This window comes from Blastococcus sp. SYSU D00820, from assembly GCF_054050695.1.
Genome location: NZ_JBJGZW010000002.1, coordinates 175,427 through 192,965, shown reverse-complemented (window position 1 = coordinate 192,965; position 17,539 = coordinate 175,427). Strand labels below are relative to the sequence as shown.

The window sequence follows — 17,539 nt, the reverse complement described above, 5'->3', positions numbered from 1 at the left end:
GCCGCCCTCAGCGGTGGCGGACGGCGTAGGTGAGCGCGTCGACCAGCGCGTGCCACGACGCCTCGACGATGTTGTCGTGGACGCCGACGGTGGTCCACTCCCCCACCCCGTCGGTGGTGTCGATGAGCACCCGGGTGGTGGCGCTGGTGCCGCCCTTCCAGCCGAGGATGCGCACCTTGTAGTCCGCCAGCGAGACGTCGGCCAGCTCGGGGTAGCGCCCGACCAGCGCCTGGCGCAGCGCGTTGTCCAGGGCGTTGACCGGGCCGTTGCCCTCGGCGGTGCTGATGATGCGCTCGCCGTCCACGTGCACCTTGACCGTGGCCTCGCTGACCACCAGGCCGTTGCCCCAGTGCTCGACCGAGGTGCGGTAGCTCTCCAGCTCGAACAGCGGCGCGGGGGCGTCGGGCAGCGCCGCGCGCAGCAGCAGCTCGAAGGAGGCGTCGGCGGCCTCGAACGACCAGCCGTCGGCCTCGAGCACCTTGACCTGGTCGACCACCCGGCCGATCACCTCGCCGTGCCCGGTGAGGTCCACGCCGAGCTCGCGGCCCTTGAGCTCGACCGACGCGCGGCCGGCCATCTCGGTGACGAGGATGCGCATGTCGTTGCCGACCAGCGCCGGGTCGAGGTGGTTGTACAGCTCCGGGCTGACCTTGATGGCGCTGGCGTGCAGGCCGGCCTTGTGCGCGAACGCCGAGGCGCCCACGTAGGGCTGGTGGTCGTCGGGGGCGATGTTGGCCAGCTCGGCGATCGCGTGGCTGACCCGCTGCAGCTCGGGCAGGCAGCCCTCCGGCACGACCGGCAGCCCCATCTTCGTGACCAGGTTGGCGATCAGCGCGAACGTGTCGGCGTTGCCGGCCCGCTCGCCGTAGCCGTTGGCGGTGCCCTGCACGTGGGTGACCCCGGCCTCGACGGCGGCCAGGGTGTTGGCCACCGCGCAGCCGGTGTCGTCCTGGCAGTGAATGCCGAGCATCCCGCCCACCCGCGAGCGGACGTCGGCGACCACGCGCCCCACGCCCATCGGGAGCATGCCGCCGTTGGTGTCGCACATTACGCCGACCTCGGCGCCGGCCGCGAACGCCGTCTGCAGCACCCGCACGCCGTAGTCGGGGTCGGCGGCGTACCCGTCGAAGAAGTGCTCGCAGTCGACGAAGACCCGCCGGCCGTGCGCGACCAGGTGCGCGACGGTGTCGGCCACCATCGCCAGGTTCTCCTCCAGCGTGGTGCGCAGCGCCTCGCGCACGTGCCGGACGTCGGACTTCGCCACCAGGCAGACCACCGGCGTCTCGGCGTCCAGCAGCGCCTGCACCTGCGGGTCGTCGGCCACCGGGACGCCGGCCTTGCGGGTGGCACCGAAGGCGACCAGCTGCGCGTTGCGGAGCTTGAGCTCGGTGCGCGCCCGCGCGAAGAACTCGGTGTCCTTGGGCAGCGCCCCCGGCCACCCGCCCTCGATGTACCCGACGCCGATCTCGTCGAGCAGCCGCGCCACGGCCAGCTTGTCGGCGACGGAGTAGCTGATGCCCTCGCGCTGGGCGCCGTCGCGCAACGTGGTGTCGAAGACGTGGAAGTCGGTGCTCATGGGGTCTCCTGCGGTGGCGGACTCGGCCCGAACACGAAAAAGACCCCCCGGGTACGGGAGGTCTGCGCGCAGTTCGGAGGTGAACTGCGCGCTAGGCGATGATGATCGAGCCGGTGGTGTGCATCACCGCCATTAGACCACGGGCCCGGCAGCGCTCCGCCCTCTCGCCGGGAGACGAGCACCCGGTCGGTCGCTTGCTCGGGAGATGATGGCCGGCATGGACGGCTACCCGACCTTCGCCGAGCTGGTCGCCGCACGGGCCGAGGACGACTCCCCCGCGCTGCTGTTCGAGGACCGGTCCTGGACCTGGCGGGAGGTCGTGGCCGAGGCCCGGCGGCGGGGCGGGCTGGCCCGGCAGCTGCGCCGGGAGGGGCCGTGGCACCTCGGCGTCTTCCTGGAGAACACCCCGGAGAACCTCTTCTGGTGGCTGGGGGCGGCGCTGTCGGGCGCCACCGTCGTCGCGCTCAACCCCACCCGGCGCGGCGCGGAGCTGGCCCGCGACATCACCTTCACCCGCTGCCAGCTGCTGCTGGTCGACCGGGCGCGGGCCGGCCTGCTCGAGGGCCTGGACGTCGGCCTGCCCGCCGACCGCGTCCTCGTGGTGGACGACGACGACCACGCCGGCCGGCTCGCCGCGGCCACCCCCGTGCCCCTGGACCCGGCCGCGGTCGACCCGGCGACGCCCCTGTCGCTGATCTTCACCAGCGGCACCTCCTCGGCGCCCAAGGCGGCGATCTGCACGCAGGCCCGCATGGGCCGCCTCGCCGTCCAGCAGCGGGAGCGCCGCGGGCTGACCGCCGAGGACACCGCCTACGTCGTCATGCCGATGTTCCACTCCAACGCCATCCAGGCCGGCATCGCACCGACGCTGGCCGCCGGCGGCACCATCGCCCTGCGCCGGAGGTTCTCGGCCTCGGCGTTCCTGCCCGACGTGCGCCGCTACGGCGCCACCTACTTCTGCTACGTCGGCAAGCCGCTGAACTACGTGCTGGCCACCCCGGAACGGCCCGACGACGCCGACAACCCGCTGCGCCTGGCGTTCGGCAACGAGGCCACCGACCGCGACATCGCCGCGTTCTCGCGCCGGTTCGGCTGCACGGTCGTGGACTCCTTCGGCTCCAGCGAGGGCGAGATCGGCATCCGGCGCACGCCGGACACCCCGCCCGGCTCGCTGGGCGTGGCCGCCGAGGGCACGCTGGTCATCGACCCGGAGACCCTGCGGGAGTGCCCGCGGGCGGTCGTCGACGCCGCCGGCCGGCTGCTCAACGGCGACGAGGCGATCGGCGAGATCGTCAACACCACCGGCGCGCACCTGTTCGAGGGCTACTGGGACAACCCCGAGGCCGAGGCCGCCCGGCTGCGCCACGGCTGGGTGTGGTCCGGCGACCTCGCCTACCGCGACGAGGCCGGCTTCTGGTACTTCGCCGGGCGGACGGCGGACTGGCTGCGGGTGGACGGCGAGAACGTGGCCGCCGCGCCGGTGGAGCGGCTGCTCGCGCGCTTCGCGGCCTTCTCCTCGGTGGCGGTGGTGGCCGTGCCGGACGAGGCGGTGGGCGACCAGCTGGCCGCGGTCGTCGAGCTCGCGCCCGGCGCGGACTTCGACCCGGTCGCCTTCGGCGACTTCCTCCGCGCCCAGCCCGACCTCGGCAGCACCTGGGTGCCGCGCTACGTGCAGGTGGTCGACGCGCTGCCGCGCACCCCGACCAGCAAGGTGGTCAAGCGCGGGCTGGCCGCTGCGCTGCGCACCACCGGTGCGGTCTGGCACCGCCCCGGCAGGGAGCCGGACTACCGGCCGCTGGCTCCCTGAGCGCGGGCGGCGTCCCCCGCGACCTCGGGCAGCGCCTCGTCGACCGGGACGACGCCGTCGGCCGACTGCGCCGCCTCGGCCGGCACCCCGCCCCGGGCCGCCGCCTCGGCCGCGGCCCGCCCCGCCGAGCGGGCGAGCACCAGGCAGCCGACCGTGGCCAGCACCGAGACGCCCAGCCCGGTGGCCGCGCCGACCGCGAACCCGGCCTGGGTGGGGTGCCCGGCGTCGTCGGCCAGGCCCTGCACCACGGCCAGCGAGAGCGCGCTGCCCACCGCGAACCCCAGGTAGCGGACGACGAGGTTGAAGCTCATGGCGCTGCCGGTCTCCTCCGGCGGCACGAACCGCAGCATCAGCCACGGGATCGAGTTGAACGTCATCCCGCTGCCGATGCCGCCGACGAGCATGACCAGGCCGACCTGCCACAGCTGCGCGTGCAGGAGCAGGAGCAGCAGCTGCGCCAGGCCGAACAGGAGGCAGCCGGCGGGCAACAGCAGGTCCGGCCCCATCCGCGGCCCGATCCACAGCGCGAAGCGGTTGCCGGCGACGCTGGCCACCGCGTACGGCACCAGCATCAGCCCGGCCACCACCACCGAGTGGCCCAGCCCGTAGCCCGGGCCGTCGGGGCTCTGCACGAGCACCATGACCAGGCTCATCATCATGTACATCCCGCAGCCGGCCAGCAGCGCCGCGACGTGCGCGCCCACCACGCCGCGACGGGCGGCCACCCGCAGGTCGACCAGCGGATGGGCGGCCCGGCGCAGCCAGGCCGCGCAGACGGCGAGCAGCAGCAGCCCCCCGCCGAACAGCAGCAGGATCGGCGCCGACGTGTAGCCCCAGCGGTCGGCCTGGCTGATCGCCAGCAGCAGGCACAGCGTGCCGCCGCCGAGCAGTGCGGCGCCGGCCCAGTCCACCGAGCCCGGCACGTGCTGCGCCGAGCCCGGCACGCTGAGCAGGCCGACGGCCAGCGCCACCACCATGAGCACCAGCCCCAGCCAGAAGGCGCCCTTCACCCCGGCCAGCGAGGCGGTGAGGGCGGTGGCCGGGAAGCCGAGACCGGCGGAGGCCACGTTGGCCACCGACAGGGCGGCGATCGCCGAGCGCTGCCGCTCCGGGGGCAGCGCCTCGCGGGCGACCGAGAACGCCAGCGGGCTGAGCGAGAACGCCAGGCCCTGCAGCGCCCGCCCCACCACCAGCGCGGGGAAGCCGAGCGGCAGCGCGGCCAGGAGGGTGCCCAGCGCGACGACGGCCACCGTCCCGAGCATCACCGGGCGGCGCCGCCGGCCGGCGCCGATCCGGCTCACCACCGGGGAGCCCACGGCGCCCACCAGCATGGTGACCGTCAGCGCCCACTGCGCGGTGCCCAGCGAGACGCCCTCGCCGCGGGCGATCTCGGGGATGAGGGGCGCGCCGAGGCTGCCGACGATGCCGGAGACGGTGACCACCAGCAGCAGCCCGGGGAAGATCCACCGCTCCCGGGCCGGCGCGGTCACCATGCGCCCTGCATCCGCCTCGTGACGATGTCGCGCAGGGCGGCCCGGGAGACCTTGCCGGTGCCGGTGGCCGGCAGCTCGTCGAGGAACACGTACTCGCGGGGCACCTTGTAGGCGGCCAGGTGCTCGCGGCCGTGGGCGACGAGGTCGGCCGGAGCCGGCGCCGTCCCGTCCGGCACGATGCAGGCGACCAGCCGCTGTCCCTGACGGGGGTGGCCGAGGCCGACGACGGCGGCGGCCGCGACGCCCGGGTGCGCGCACAGCACCTGCTCGACCTCGCGCGGGTACACGTTGAAGCCGGACACGATGATGGTGTCGGTCCGCCGCCCGGCCACGCACAGCCGCCCGCGCTCGTCGAGGACGCCCATGTCGCCGGTGTCGAACCACCCCCCGACGGCGAGGTCGGGGGCGTGCGCGTACGGCCGGCAGACGTTGTAGCCGCGCACGAGGATCCGGCCGTGCGCACCCGCGGGCAGGTCCAGCCCCTCGTCGTCGCAGATGCGCAGCTCGACGCCGGGCAGCGGCGGCAGCATCGGCACCGGCGCGGGGTCGTCGGGGTCGACCAGGCCCACGGCGACCGTGCCGCAGGTCTCGGTCATCCCGTAGCCGACCGCCAGCTCGGCGATGCCCAGCGAGCGCACGAGCTCCCACATCGCCGGCGCGGACACCTCGGTGCTGCCGGTGACGGCCAGCCTCGGGGTGTCCCCCGTCGCCGCGGGGCCGGCGGCGGCGAGGTCGTGGTGCACCGTGGGCGGGCCGGCGACGACGGTCAGCCGGTCGCTGCGCACGACGGCGGGCAGCGAGGCGGCGTCGTAGCTCGGCACCAGGCGCACGTAGCCGCCGGCCAGCAGTCCGGCCAGCAGGATGCCGTTGAACCCGAACGAGTGCGCCAGCGGCACCACGCACAGGAAGCGGTCGCTCTCGCCGAAGCCCAGCCGGGTGGCGGTGTCGCTGTAGACCCGCAGCAGCTGGTGGTGGGTCATCGGCACGTGCTTCACCGCACCGGTGGTGCCCGACGTGCAGAGCACCAGCGCCTCGGCGTCGCTGTCGACGAGGACGCCGGGGTGCCGCCGCGGCTGCGGTGCCAGCGCGGCCAGCTCGGAGAACGGCACGACGGTCCGCGCGGGGCCGGTGTCGGGCCACAGGCCGTCCTCGACCAGGAGCAGCCGCGGCTCGAGGCCGTGCACGACCCGCTCCCGCTCCCCCGCGCTCATCCCGAAGCCGATCGGCACGATCGTCGCGCCCGCGAGCGCGATGCCGAAGGCGGCCACCACCCAGGTCGTGCAGTTGTGGCCGGCCAGCAGCACGTGGTCGCCGGGGCGCACACCGCGCGCCTGCAGCAGCGCGGCGACGGCGCGGGCGCGCCCGGCCAGCTCGGCGTAGCTGAGCACCGTGCTGCCGTCGCCCACGGCCGGCGCGTCCGGGTGCGCGCCGGCCCGCGACTCCACCAGGTCGGCCAGGGTCTGGCGCATCGGGTGGGCGGACATGGAGGCAGTACAGCACCCCGGCCCCGGCCTGCGGTGCAGGCCGGGACCCCGCCGGGAGCCCGTGCCGCGGCGGCCCCGGCCGGGCGGGGACGGGCTCACGAGCCGAGGACGAACCCGGCGTAGTCCTTCTCCCGGACGGCGCCGCAGTGGCCGATGTAGGTGGCGAAGCCCCCGATGTAGGGCATGAAGACGCGGCTCTTGCCCTCGATGTTGGCGCCGAGGTACCAGGAGTCGGCCTGCGTGAACAGCGTCGTGTGCGCCACCTCGTCGACGTGCCGCGACCAGTTCTCCGCGGCGTCGCGGCGCGGCTCCACCCGCGTGTAGCCGTGCTCGTCGCTGTACCGGACCAGGTCCAGCACCCAGTCGGCCTGCTGCTCGGCCGACAGCACCATGTTGACCAGCACCGACGGGCTGCCCGGGCCGGACAGGCTGAACAGGTTCGGCATGCCCGGGACGGCCACGCCCAGGTAGGTCACCGGGCCCTCGGCCCACAGGTCGGCCAGCCGGTCCCCGCGCGGGCCGCGGACGTCGATGCGGGTCAGCGCCCCCGTCATCGCGTCGAAGCCGGTGGCGAAGACGAGCACGTCGAGCTCGACCGAGCGGGTCCGGGTCTTCACGCCCCAGGCGGTGATCTCGGTGATCGGGTCGCGGCGCAGGTTGACCAGCGTGACGTTCTCGCGGTTGAACGTCTCGTAGTAGCCGCTGTCGGTGCAGATCCGCTTGGTGCCGATCGGGTGGTCGGTCGGGATGAGGTCCTCGGCGACCTGCGGATCGCGGACGACGGAGCGGATCTTGGCCTCGGCGAACTCCCGGGCGAGGTCGTTGACCGCCGGGTCGACCGTCTGCTTCGGGAAGGTCTTGCCGAAGAGCACGCCACCCTGCTGCCAGCGGGCCTCGAAGGCGGCCCGCCGCTCCTCCTCGTCCACCTCGAAGGCCTCGCGGGGATAGGCGTCGTGCGGGGTGCCGGCCGGGCTGTTCCACGACTTGGCCCGGCGCTGGGCGTAGGTGCGCCGGATCTCGACCTGCTCCTCCTCGGTCAGCGGCCGGTTGAACGCCGGGACGCTGTAGTTCGCCGACCGCTGGAAGACCGTCAGGTGCGCGGCGGACTCGGCGAGGATCGGGATGGACTGGATGCCCGAGGACCCGGTGCCGATGACGCCGACGCGCTTGCCGGCGAGGTCCAGGCCCTCCTCCGGCCACTGCGCGGTGAACAGCACCTCGCCGGCGAAGTCGTCGACGCCGGGGATGTCGGGCTTGTTCGGGGCGGAGAGGCAGCCGGTGGCGAACAGCACCCAGCGGGCGCGGACGGCCTCGCCGGCGTCGGTGGTGACCAGCCAGGTGGCCGAGTCGTCGTCGAAGTGGGCGCTCACCACCCGCTGGCCGAAGCGGAAGTGCCGGCGGAGGTCGTACCGGTCGGCCACGTGCTCGGCGTAGCGGAGGATCTCCGGCTGGGTCGCGTAGCGCTCCGACCAGACCCACTCCTCCTGCAGCTGCGGATCGAAGGAGTAGGAGTAGTCGACGCTCTCGACGTCGCAGCGGGCACCGGGGTAGCGGTTCCAGTACCAGGTGCCGCCGACCCCGGGGGCGGCCTCGATGCCGACGGTGGTGTAGCCGGAGGAGACGGCGCGGTGGACGGCGTACATGCCGGCGAAGCCGGCGCCGACGACGAGGACGTCGCAGGTGGTCGGGGTCATGCGGATTCCCTCTCGGAGGAGTGCGACAGCAGCCCGGCGACGTCGGCCCACAGCAGCTCGCGGGCGGCGATCGCCGGCCCGAACGCCGCGAGGGTCAGGAAGCCGTGGAAGAGCTCGGGGTAGTGCCGGTGGCGCACCGGGACGCCGGCCCGGCGCAGGGCGGCGACGTAGCTCTCGCCCTCGCTGCACAGCGGGTCGCGGCCGGCGGTGACCACGACCGCGGGCGGCAGCCCGGCGTGGCTGTCGGCCCGGAGCGGGGCGACGTACGCCGCCGGCTCGGGGACGTCGGCGCCACCGAGGTACTGCTCCCAGTACCACTGCATCGCCGCCCGGGTGTTGAAGTGCCCGGTGGCGTAGCGCTGGTAGCTGGGGGTGTCGAAGTCGGGCTCGATCACCGGATAGGCCAGCACCTGGCCGGCCGGGCGGGGGCCGCCGAGGTCGCGGGCCATGAGGCAGACGACGGCGGCCAGGTTCCCCCCGGCGCTGTCGCCCATCGTCACGATCCGGGTCGGGTCGGCACCCAGCTCGACGGCGTTCTCGGCCACCCAGCACAGGGCGGCGTGGGCGTCGCGCGCCGCGGCCGGCGCGCGATGCTCGGGGGCCAGCCGGTAGTCGACGGAGACGACGAGCGCGCCGGTGTTCTTGGCCACCCGCCGGCAGAACCCGTCGTGGCTGTCGAGGCTGCAGAAGACGAAGCCGCCGCCGTGGAAGAACAGCACCACCGGCAGGGGGGCGTCGACCTCGCCGTGCGGCCGGTAGACGCGGACCGGCACCGGCCCCTCGGCGGTCGGCACCAGCACGTCCTCTGCGCTGCGGACGTCGTCCAGGTTGTCCACCGGCTGGGCGCGGGCGGCCACCGCCGCGCGGGCCTCGGGGCCGGTCATCTCGTGCACCCGGGGGAAGCCGCCGTCGAGCAGTTCCAGCATCCGGGTGACCTCGTCGTCGAGCACCGTGCACGCCCCTCTCGTCTCGTCAGGAGTATTACTATTCGGCATGCACCGATGCAAGGAGCGTTTCCCGCGGAACGGGCACGTTCCGTCGGTTAAGGTCTGGCGATCCGTTGCCGGGCACTGAGAGGGAGGGTGCGGAGATGGCATCCGACCAGGAGACCGACGACCCGGGCCCCTCGCTGCGCCCGACCAGCTGGGCGGTCCTCGGCCTGCTGTCCTTCGGCGAGGAGCTGTCCGGGTACGACCTGAAGAAGTGGGCCGACTGGAGCCTGCGCTTCTTCTACTGGGCGCCCTCCTACAGCCAGATCTACGGCGAGCTGCGCCGGCTCGAGGAGATCGGGTACGCCACCTCGCGGGTCGTCACCAAGGACGACGTCCGCGGCAAGCGGCTGTACTCGATCACCCCCGCCGGCGAGGAGGCCGTCACCCGCTGGGCCAACGACGCGCCGGTCGAGCCGGCGGTGCTCAAGCACGGCGTGATGCTGCGGATGTGGCTGGGTCACGCCAGCGACCCCGAGCACCTGCGCTCGATGCTGCTGGAGCACCGCGCGCAGTCGGAGAAGATGCGGGTGCGCGCCGTGGCCGACGCGGAGGGCGCCTCCGAGGTGCCCGGCTGGGCCTATCCGGAGATGGTGCTGCGGTGGGCCGAGCGGTACTACGCCGACGAGCGCGACCGGGCCGACACGATGCTGGCCGAGCTCGACCAGGTGGCCCGCAAGCGCAGCACGGCCTCCCGGCGGCGCGAGGCGGCCCGCCGCACGTCCGAGGAGCTGCGCCAGCACACCGTCTGAGCCGACGACCGGCGGACAGGGAACGGGCCGGCATCCCCGAGGGGGGATGCCGGCCCGTTCCGTCGTCCGGGGGTCAGACGCGCAGGCCGTCGGCGGCCGCCGGGGTCACCGGCACCGGGGCCGGCACCGCCGCGCCGGTCGCCGCGGCGCCGGGGACCGCCGTCTCGACCGCGACGTTGTGGCAGGCCACGTACTGGCCGTCGCCGACGTCGCGCAGGACCGGCTCCTCCACCGTGCAGCGCTCGGTGGCCAAGGGGCAGCGCGTGCGGAACCGGCAGCCGCTGGGCGGGTCCAGCGGCGAGGGCAGCTCGCTGGAGGTCGCGGTGATGCGCTCGGTGGTGATCTCCGCGTCGGGCAGGTGCGCCTCGGGCACGGAGTCCAGCAGCAGCCTCGTGTAGGGGTGCAGGGCGTGTCCGGCCAGCCGGCCCGAGGGCGTGATCTCGCAGACCTTGCCCAGGTACATGATCATGATCCGGTCGCTGATGTTCTTCACGACCGCGAGGTCGTGCGCGATGAAGATCATGCTCAGCCGGTAGCGGCTCTTGGTCTCCTCGAGCAGGTTGAGGATCTGCGCCTGCACCGAGACGTCGAGGCTGGAGACGGGCTCGTCGCAGATGAGCACCCGCGGGTCCTGCATGAGCGCCCGCGCGATGCTCACCCGCTGGCACTGCCCGCCGGAGAGCTCGTGGGGGCGCCGGTCCCAGACCACCTGCGGGTCCAGGCCGACCGCACGCAGGACCTCCTCGATCTGCTCCTTGCCGACCGGCCGGCCCCAGATCCGGGGCCCCTCGGCGACGAGGTCCTTGACCTTGCGCCGCGGGTTCAGCGACGAGACCGGGTCCTGGAAGATCATCTGCATCTTCGCGCGGCGGCGGCGCAGCCGGGCCGACTTCAGCCCGGTCAGCTCCTCACCGGCCAGGCGCACCGCGCCGGAGGTGGGCGGCGGGAGCTGCATGAGGGCCTTGCCGGCGCTGGACTTGCCACAGCCGGACTCCCCGAGGATCCCGAGGGTCTCGCCGTCGAGCAGGTCGAAGCTGATGCCCGACACCGCGTGCACCGTCCGCCCGCCCTTGGCCGGGAACTCCACGACGAGGTCCTCGACCTCGAGCACGCGCTCCTCGGACCCCCGCAGGTGTGCGGTGCCGGTGCCGGCCATCAGCGTCCTCCGATGTTGACGGGGTGGTGGCAGGCGAACGCGTGCCCGGGCGCGGTGATCCCGGACCCGAGCTCGCCGTCCAGCGGCGGGACGACGCTGCGGCAGTCGTCCTGCGCGTAGCGGCAGCGGGGCGCGAACCGGCAGCCCGCCGGCGGCCGCAGCATGTTCGGCGGCGCGCCGTCGATGGCCTCCAGCCGCACGTGCGGCGCCTGCTCCAGCCGCGGGATCGCCGACAGCAGCGCCTCGGTGTAGGGGTGGTGCGGCGCCCCGAACAGCTCCGCGGCCGGGGCCGTCTCGGCGATCCGCCCGGCGTACATGACCGCCACGCGGTCGGCCCGCCCGGCGACGACGCCGAGGTTGTGGCTGATCAGGATCACGGCCATGCCGAGCTCGGCCTGCAGCCGGTCGAGCAGGTCGAGGATCTGCCGCTGCACGGTGACGTCGAGCGCCGTCGTCGGCTCGTCGGCGATGAGCAGCGCCGGCTCGTTGGCCAGCGCCATGGCGATGACCACGCGCTGGCGCATGCCGCCGGAGAGCTCGTGCGGGTACTGGTCGATGCGCCGGCGCGGATCGGGGATGCCGACGAGGCCGAGCAGCTCGACCGCCCGCTCCCGGGCCTGCGCGCGGTTGAGGCCGCGGTGCTTCTGCAGGCTCTCGGTGAGGTGCACCCCGACCTTCTTGACCGGGTTGAGCGCGGTCATCGGGTCCTGGAAGACCATGCCGATCTCGGCGCCCCACAGCTCGCGCAGCTGCTTGGGCGACATGCCGTGCACCTCGCGGCCGCCGAAGCGCACCGAGCCGGTGATCGTGGTGAGCGGGCCGGTGGTGTGCAGCCCCATGATCGTGCGGCCGAGCACCGACTTGCCGGAGCCGGACTCCCCGACGATGCCGAGGGTCTCCCCGCGGCCGAGGGTCAGGGAGACCCCGTCGACGGCGCGCAGGTCGCCGCGGGCGGTGTGGATCACCGTGTGCAGGTCGTCGACGACGAGCAGCGGCCCGTCCGGGGTGCCCGGCGAGGGCGCGTCGAGGACGGCGGTACTGGTGGTCATCTGCGGCTCCTAGATCTTGGCCGCGCGGGAGTCGAAGCGCTTGCGCGCCTTCTCCCCCAGCAGGTTGAAGGAGAAGACGGTCAGGAACAGCACGATCCCGGGGACCAGCACGATGTGCGGGTACTCCTCGAAGGTGTCGCCCTCGCCCTCGGCGATCATGTTGCCCCAGGACGGCGCCGGGGCCTCGATGCCCAGCCCGAGGAAGCTCAGCGACGCCTCGGCCACGATCAGCACCGACACCATGACCATGCCGTAGCTGGCCAGCGGCAGGAGCACGTTGGGCAGCAGCTCGCGCAGCATGACCCGCCAGTGCGAGGCGCCCATCGCCTTGCTGGCCAGCACGAACTCGCGCTGGACGAAGCTCATCGTGCTCGCCCGGGCCATGCGGATCATGCTCGGCAGGGCCAGCAGGGACAGGGCGAAGGCGATGTTGCGCAGCGTCGGCTCCAGCACGGTGGCCAGGGCGATGAGCAGGATCAGCGGCGGCACCGCGAGCAGCGAGTTGGTGAAGATGCCGGCGATGGTGTCGGTGGCCTTGCGGAAGTAGCCCGCGGCGATGCCGATGGCCCCGCCGACGACCATCCCGAGCAGCACCGCGCCGATCGCCACGACCAGCGAGGCCCGGGCGCCGTAGACGACGCGGGCGAGCAGGTCCAGCCCGAAGTTGTTGGTGCCGAGCGGGTACTCGCTCTGCAGGTCGGGCTCGGCGTAGGAGGGGTTGCGCAGGGTCGCGGCGATGTCCAGGTGCTCGCCCAGCGGCAGCAGCGGCGCCAGGATCGCGGCCAGCACCAGGATCACCAGCCAGGCGATGCACAGCCACGACAGCAGGTCGAAGGTGCGCCCGAAGCGGTACCGGCCCAGCTGCACCGCCCCCAGGTAGGTGACGACCAGGGCGGCCACCACGAGGAAGAACTGGCTCCAGCCGCCCTGCCGCTCGTAGGTGAGCGCGACGACGGTGCCGGCCAGGCCGGCGACGGCGAGCGCCAGCCCGCGCCACAGGTGGGCGCGCGACCGCGCGACCGGTGCCTCGGGAGCGGCGACGGGGTCGGCGGTCGCCGGGTCGGTGGAGGCCGGCGAGAGCGCGACGATCTCAGACATGGGCCCTCCGGATGCGGGGGTCGAGGTACCCGTACGACAGGTCGATCAGGGCGTTGACGACGACGTAGATGACGGCGATGACCAGCACCGCGCCCTGGACGGTCATGAAGTCACCGGTGTTGGCCGCGCCGATGACCAGCGAGCCCATCCCCGGCAGCGCGAAGAGGTACTCGACGATCACCGTGCTGCCGATCAGCCGGCCGAGGCTGATGCCCATCAGGGTCAGCAGCGAGAACGACGACGGCCGCAGCGCGTCGCGGAACAGGATGTGCCAGGAGCCCATGCCCTTGGCCTTCGCCGCGAGGATGAAGTCCTCCTGCAGCGTGGTGATCAGGTCGTTGCGCAGGATGCGGGTGAAGGTGGCCGTCTCCGCAAGCGCGATGACCAGCGCGGGGAGGAAGGCGTGGTACAGGTTGTCGCCCAGGCCCTCCCCGATCCGCGCCCACTGCCCCCGCGGGAACCAGCCCAGCCCGTTGGCGAAGATCATGATGATCAGCAGGCCGGCGAGGAAGCTCGGCACCGACAGGACGGCGAAGCTGGCCGCGCTGATGACGCGGTCGACGCGGCCACCGGCGTGCTGGGCCGACCACATGGCCAGCGGCACCGAGAAGACGATGGCCATCGCCATGCCGAGCACGGCGATCTCCACGCTGACCGGCAGGGCGTTGACGATCCGGTCCATGATGTCGGCGTAGGGCGGCACCACCTGGTCGCCGAGGTCGCCGCCGAGGGCGTTGCCCAGCCAGCGGCCGTACCGCTCGAGCAGCGGGTCGTCGAGACCGAGCTCCTCGCGGACGGCGGCGTACTCCTCCGGCGTCCGGCCCTCGCCGAGGATCGACACCGCCGGGTCGGTCGGGATGAGCGACACGAGCAGGAACGTGCCGAAGCTGACCACCGCGAGGACGGCGACGAGCTCGGCGAGCCGGCGGCCGAGGATGCGCAGCGGCCCGCCGCTGCTGCGACGGCGGCGCCGGGCCGCCGGATCCGGTGCGCCCGGTGCGGCGGTCGAGCCGCCGGGGGCCGGCGCGGACTCCGCCGGCGCCGGCGCGGACAGCGACATGGCCGCCACCTGCGTCCGGGACAGCGGCCGGAGCACGCTCCGCCAGGCCGTCGACCGTGGCACGGTGGCCTCCCTCCGCGGAGCCCGGGGGCCCCGACGTCCCCGGCGTCCCGGGCCGGTGCGATCCCCCGGGGACGCCGGTGTCGGGGAGGCCGCCGCGGACGTCGTCCGTCCGCGAAACACTATCTACTAGGAATACTCCTGACAAGCATCACCCGAGGGCGCGGAGCCGCTCCGGCGGGGCGGTGAGCGGCCACGGCGCAGCCTCCTCGAGCTGGGCCGCGACCGCCAGCAGGCGGCGCTCGGTGCCCGCGTCGCCGCCCAGCTGCACCCCGATCGGCAGGCCGTCGGGGTCCTGGCCGGCGGGCACCGCGACGGCCGGCTGGCCGGTCACGTTGAAGACGCCGGTGAACTGCCAGAAGTCGCCGAACCGCTCCCCCATCGACGCCGGGTCGGTCGGGTCCAGGTGGCCCAGCAGCGGTACCCGCGGCCGGATCACCGGCGACAGCAGCACGTCGTGCGCGGTGAGGAACTCCCCCATCGCCCACGCGGTGCGCTCGGCGGTGCGCAGCGCCTCCTCGAGATCGCCGGCCGTCAGCCCGCTGCCCCGCTGGTGGAGCAGGTGGGTCCAGGGCTCGAGGTCGTCCTCGAGCAGCTCGCGGCCGAGCTCGGCCAGCCGGCGGCGCACCGTGCCGACGAGGTCGACGCGGAACATCGTGTTCATCGCGGCGCCGACGGCGGCGGTCTCCCACGGCGGGCGGGCCTCGACCACGGCGTGCCCGAGGTCGGCGAGCACCGCGGCGGTGCGCTCGACGGCCGCGGCGACCGCGGGGTCGGCCGGGGCGCCGTCCTGCGTCGTCGTCGTGACCGCGATCCGCAGCCGGCCGGGGCCGGTGGCCAGCGCGGCGAGGTGGCCGCCCTCCGGGCCGATCGGGGGCTCGCCGGGCATCCGCCGAGCGGCGAGGTCGAGCAGCAGCGCGCTGTCGCGCACGGTGCGGGTCACCGCGTGGTGCACGCCCAGCGGCGAGGACAGCGTGGTGGGCTCCGGCCAGGTGGGCACCAGCCCGCGGGTGGGCTTGAGCCCCACCAGGCCGCACATCGCGGCGGGGATGCGGATCGATCCGCCGCCGTCGGTGGCGTGGGCGACCGGCACCAGGCCGCCGGCGACCGCGGCGGCCGAGCCGCCGCTGGATCCGCCGGTCGAGTGCGCGGGGTCCCAGGGGTTGCGGGCCGGACCGTGCAGCAGCGGCTCGGTGCTGGTGCTGCGGCCGAGCTCGGGGGTGGTGGTGGAGCCGAGCACGACCATGCCGGCCGCGCGGTAGCGGCTGACCAGCACGCTGTCGACCCGGCCCACCGAGCCGGCGAACAGCCGGCTGCCGCCGCTGTAGGGAAGTCCGGCGACGGAGCAGCCGAGGTCCTTGACCAGCACCGGCACGCCGCGCAACGGCCCGTCGGGGAGGCCGGCGTCGACCTCGGCGAGCGCGGCCTCGAAGCGCTCGTACACGACCGCCCCCAGCAGGCGGCCGGTGGTCTCGATCCGGTCGATCGCGGCCGCGACCACCTCGCGGGGGCTGACCGTGCCGGCGCGGACGGCGGCGGCGGTCGCGATGGCGTCGTCCACGGGACCTCCGGGGTGGTGCGGACCAGGGGCGGGACGGACGGGTCGCCCGGCGGTCCCGCGAGGGACCACCGGGCGACCGCGTCGGTCAGGGAGCGGGGGTCACTCCTCGATCCACGCCTTGTCGAGCAGCACCATCGAGCTCATCGTGCCGACGACACCGTGGACGTTGTCGTTCCACGCGATGACCTCGGCGAACGGGCCCCAGTTGAGGAAGGGCACCGTCTCGTTGATCTGCTGCTGGATCCGGTCCATGATCTCCAGCTGCTCCTCGTAGGTGCCCGCGGCCTGGAACTCCTCGATGAGGGCGTCCATCTCGGGGCTGGTGTAGCCGCCGTAGGTCTGGGTGCCGGAGCTGTGCAGGGTGGAGAACAGCTTCACGTAGGGGTCACCCTCGCGGTAGCTGTTCCCCCAGCCGACGATGTCGTAGTCGCGCTGCGCGCCGATGCGGGCGATCTGGTCGGCGACGGTGCGGACGTTGTCCAGCTCCACGGTGAAGCCGATCGCCTCGAGGCTGGCCTTCAGGGCCAGGCCGGTGGCGCGGGAGGCCGGGTCGGAGGCGTCGAGGTACTGGATGACGCCGTCGTAGCCGTCGGCCTTGGCCTCCTCGAGCAGCTGCCGGGCCTGGTCGGGGTCGTACCCGAGGCCCTCGGTCTCGGTGTGCCAGCGCGAGTAGTCCTGGAACAACGTCGAGCCGTAGAGGCCGTAGCCCTCGTAGGCCCGCTGCTGGATCAGCTCGGGGTCGATGCCCATGGCCAGCGCCTGGCGGACCCGCAGGTCGGCGCCCGGACGGCCCTCGGCGGTGTTGATCAGGGCCACGTTGGACGCGGCGACCATCGACAGGTAGCCGTGGCCACCGTCCTCGAGGAAGTTGTCGACCTTGTCGGGGTCACGGATGAGCGCCGAGTCGATGGCGCCGCTGGCCATCGAGTCCAGCGCGGCCTGCTGGTCGGAGAGGAAGACCGAGCGGATCTCGTCCAGGTGCGGACGGCCGTTCCAGTACGCGTCGTTGGCCCGCAGGACCAGCTCCTCCTGGGGCGACCAGTGGTCGAGCACGAACGGACCGGCGCCGATCGGGGTGAACGTCGCGGTGGCGTAGGCCGCCGGGGCCACGATCAGGCCGGGGCCGGTGCTGAGGATGCTCGGGAAGGCCGCGTAGGACTTGTTCAGCGTGTAGACGACGGTGCTGGCGTCCGGGGTCTCGATGCCGGTGACGTTGCCCGCCCAGACCGCCGACTCCGGCCCGCGGTTGGCCACGTAGCGCTCCTGGCTGGCCTTGACCGCGGCGGAGTCCAGCGGGGTGCCGTCGCTGAAGGTCACGCCCTCGCGCAGCGTCAGGGTGAACTGGGTGTTGTCCTCGTTGGCCTCGAGCGACTCGGCCATCTGCGGGACGAACTCACCGGACTCGCTGTCGTAGCGCATCAGCTGGTCGTAGATGTTGACCATCTCGATGCCGCCCGTGGTGGCCGACACGATCGTCTTGGCGGGGTCCAGCGAGCTCGGCTCGGCGAAGGCGGCGAAGTCGAAGGTGCCGCCGTCGACCGGATCGCCGCCGGAGTCCTCGCCGATGATGCCCTCGGTGTAGGGACTCTCGGTGCGGTCCTGCGGCTGGTCGGCCGAGTCCTCCTCGGACGACGACGAGCAGCCGGCGACGAGCCCGGCCACGGCGAACGCTGCGATGACGGAGCGCAGCGCGTGGGTCCTTCCTCGGTTCATCGATCTCTCCTGACTGGCACCCCACCGTTGGGGCGATCGCGCCGGAC

At 73.7% G+C, this 17,539-nt stretch carries 13 protein-coding genes; 2 read left to right on the top strand and 11 right to left on the bottom strand.

Translation table 11 applies throughout. The features are described from left to right. Window positions 1–7: 7 nt before the first annotated feature. Window positions 8–1,576, bottom strand: coding sequence for a citramalate synthase (gene cimA, locus ACI79R_RS04850; RefSeq protein WP_456572449.1), 1,569 nt, complete (start codon window positions 1,574–1,576; stop codon window positions 8–10). 217 nt (window positions 1,577–1,793) lie between these two features. On the opposite strand from cimA, the gene ACI79R_RS04845 reads away from it, so the two are divergent. Next, window positions 1,794–3,383: an AMP-binding protein gene (locus ACI79R_RS04845; protein ID WP_456572448.1), complete on the top strand. Its 1,590-nt coding sequence runs from the start codon at window positions 1,794–1,796 to the stop codon at window positions 3,381–3,383. Here ACI79R_RS04845 and ACI79R_RS04840 read toward each other — a convergent pair. The 4 genes from ACI79R_RS04840 to ACI79R_RS04825 form a co-directional block, all read right to left on the bottom strand. Then, complete coding sequence (locus tag ACI79R_RS04840) at window positions 3,362–4,876, bottom strand: MFS transporter (RefSeq protein ID WP_456572447.1); 1,515 nt, start codon at window positions 4,874–4,876, stop codon at window positions 3,362–3,364. The genes ACI79R_RS04845 and ACI79R_RS04840 overlap by 22 nt on opposite strands. Next, a complete protein-coding gene (locus ACI79R_RS04835) occupies window positions 4,870–6,360 on the bottom strand; it encodes a class I adenylate-forming enzyme family protein (protein ID WP_456572446.1) in 1,491 nt (496 codons plus the stop codon). Before ACI79R_RS04835 ends, ACI79R_RS04840 begins: the two co-directional genes overlap by 7 nt. 95 nt (window positions 6,361–6,455) lie before the next feature. Then, window positions 6,456–8,054, bottom strand: coding sequence for a flavin-containing monooxygenase (locus ACI79R_RS04830; protein WP_456572445.1), 1,599 nt, complete (start codon window positions 8,052–8,054; stop codon window positions 6,456–6,458). After that, window positions 8,051–9,004, bottom strand: a complete 954-nt coding sequence (locus ACI79R_RS04825; protein ID WP_456572444.1) for an alpha/beta hydrolase — start codon at window positions 9,002–9,004, stop codon at window positions 8,051–8,053. Before ACI79R_RS04825 ends, ACI79R_RS04830 begins: the two co-directional genes overlap by 4 nt. A gap of 140 nt (window positions 9,005–9,144) precedes the next feature. Between ACI79R_RS04825 and ACI79R_RS04820 the strand changes: the two genes are divergently transcribed. After that, window positions 9,145–9,795 carry a helix-turn-helix transcriptional regulator gene (locus tag ACI79R_RS04820; RefSeq protein ID WP_456572443.1) on the top strand — a complete coding sequence of 217 codons (651 nt, stop codon included), beginning with the start codon at window positions 9,145–9,147 and terminating at the stop codon, window positions 9,793–9,795. 73 nt (window positions 9,796–9,868) lie between these two features. On the opposite strand, the gene ACI79R_RS04815 is transcribed toward ACI79R_RS04820, so the two are convergent. From ACI79R_RS04815 to ACI79R_RS04790, 6 genes are all read right to left on the bottom strand, one after another. After that, on the bottom strand, window positions 9,869–10,951 hold the full coding sequence (locus tag ACI79R_RS04815) for an ABC transporter ATP-binding protein (RefSeq protein WP_456572442.1): 1,083 nt from the start codon (window positions 10,949–10,951) through the stop codon (window positions 9,869–9,871). After that, a complete protein-coding gene (locus tag ACI79R_RS04810; RefSeq protein WP_456572441.1) occupies window positions 10,951–12,000 on the bottom strand; it encodes an ABC transporter ATP-binding protein in 1,050 nt (349 codons plus the stop codon). Before ACI79R_RS04810 ends, ACI79R_RS04815 begins: the two co-directional genes overlap by 1 nt. A 9-nt stretch (window positions 12,001–12,009) precedes the next feature. After that, window positions 12,010–13,098: an ABC transporter permease gene (locus tag ACI79R_RS04805; RefSeq protein ID WP_456572440.1), complete on the bottom strand. Its 1,089-nt coding sequence runs from the start codon at window positions 13,096–13,098 to the stop codon at window positions 12,010–12,012. Beyond that, window positions 13,091–14,221 carry an ABC transporter permease gene (locus ACI79R_RS04800; RefSeq protein WP_456572439.1) on the bottom strand — a complete coding sequence of 377 codons (1,131 nt, stop codon included), beginning with the start codon at window positions 14,219–14,221 and terminating at the stop codon, window positions 13,091–13,093. Before ACI79R_RS04800 ends, ACI79R_RS04805 begins: the two co-directional genes overlap by 8 nt. A 148-nt stretch (window positions 14,222–14,369) precedes the next feature. Beyond that, the gene (locus ACI79R_RS04795; RefSeq protein ID WP_456572438.1) at window positions 14,370–15,779 is read right to left on the bottom strand and encodes an amidase; all 1,410 of its coding nucleotides are present in this window, start codon (window positions 15,777–15,779) and stop codon (window positions 14,370–14,372) included. Between the two features lie 99 nt (window positions 15,780–15,878). Then, window positions 15,879–17,492, bottom strand: a complete 1,614-nt coding sequence (locus ACI79R_RS04790; RefSeq protein WP_456572437.1) for an ABC transporter substrate-binding protein — start codon at window positions 17,490–17,492, stop codon at window positions 15,879–15,881. Window positions 17,493–17,539 lie beyond the last annotated feature (47 nt).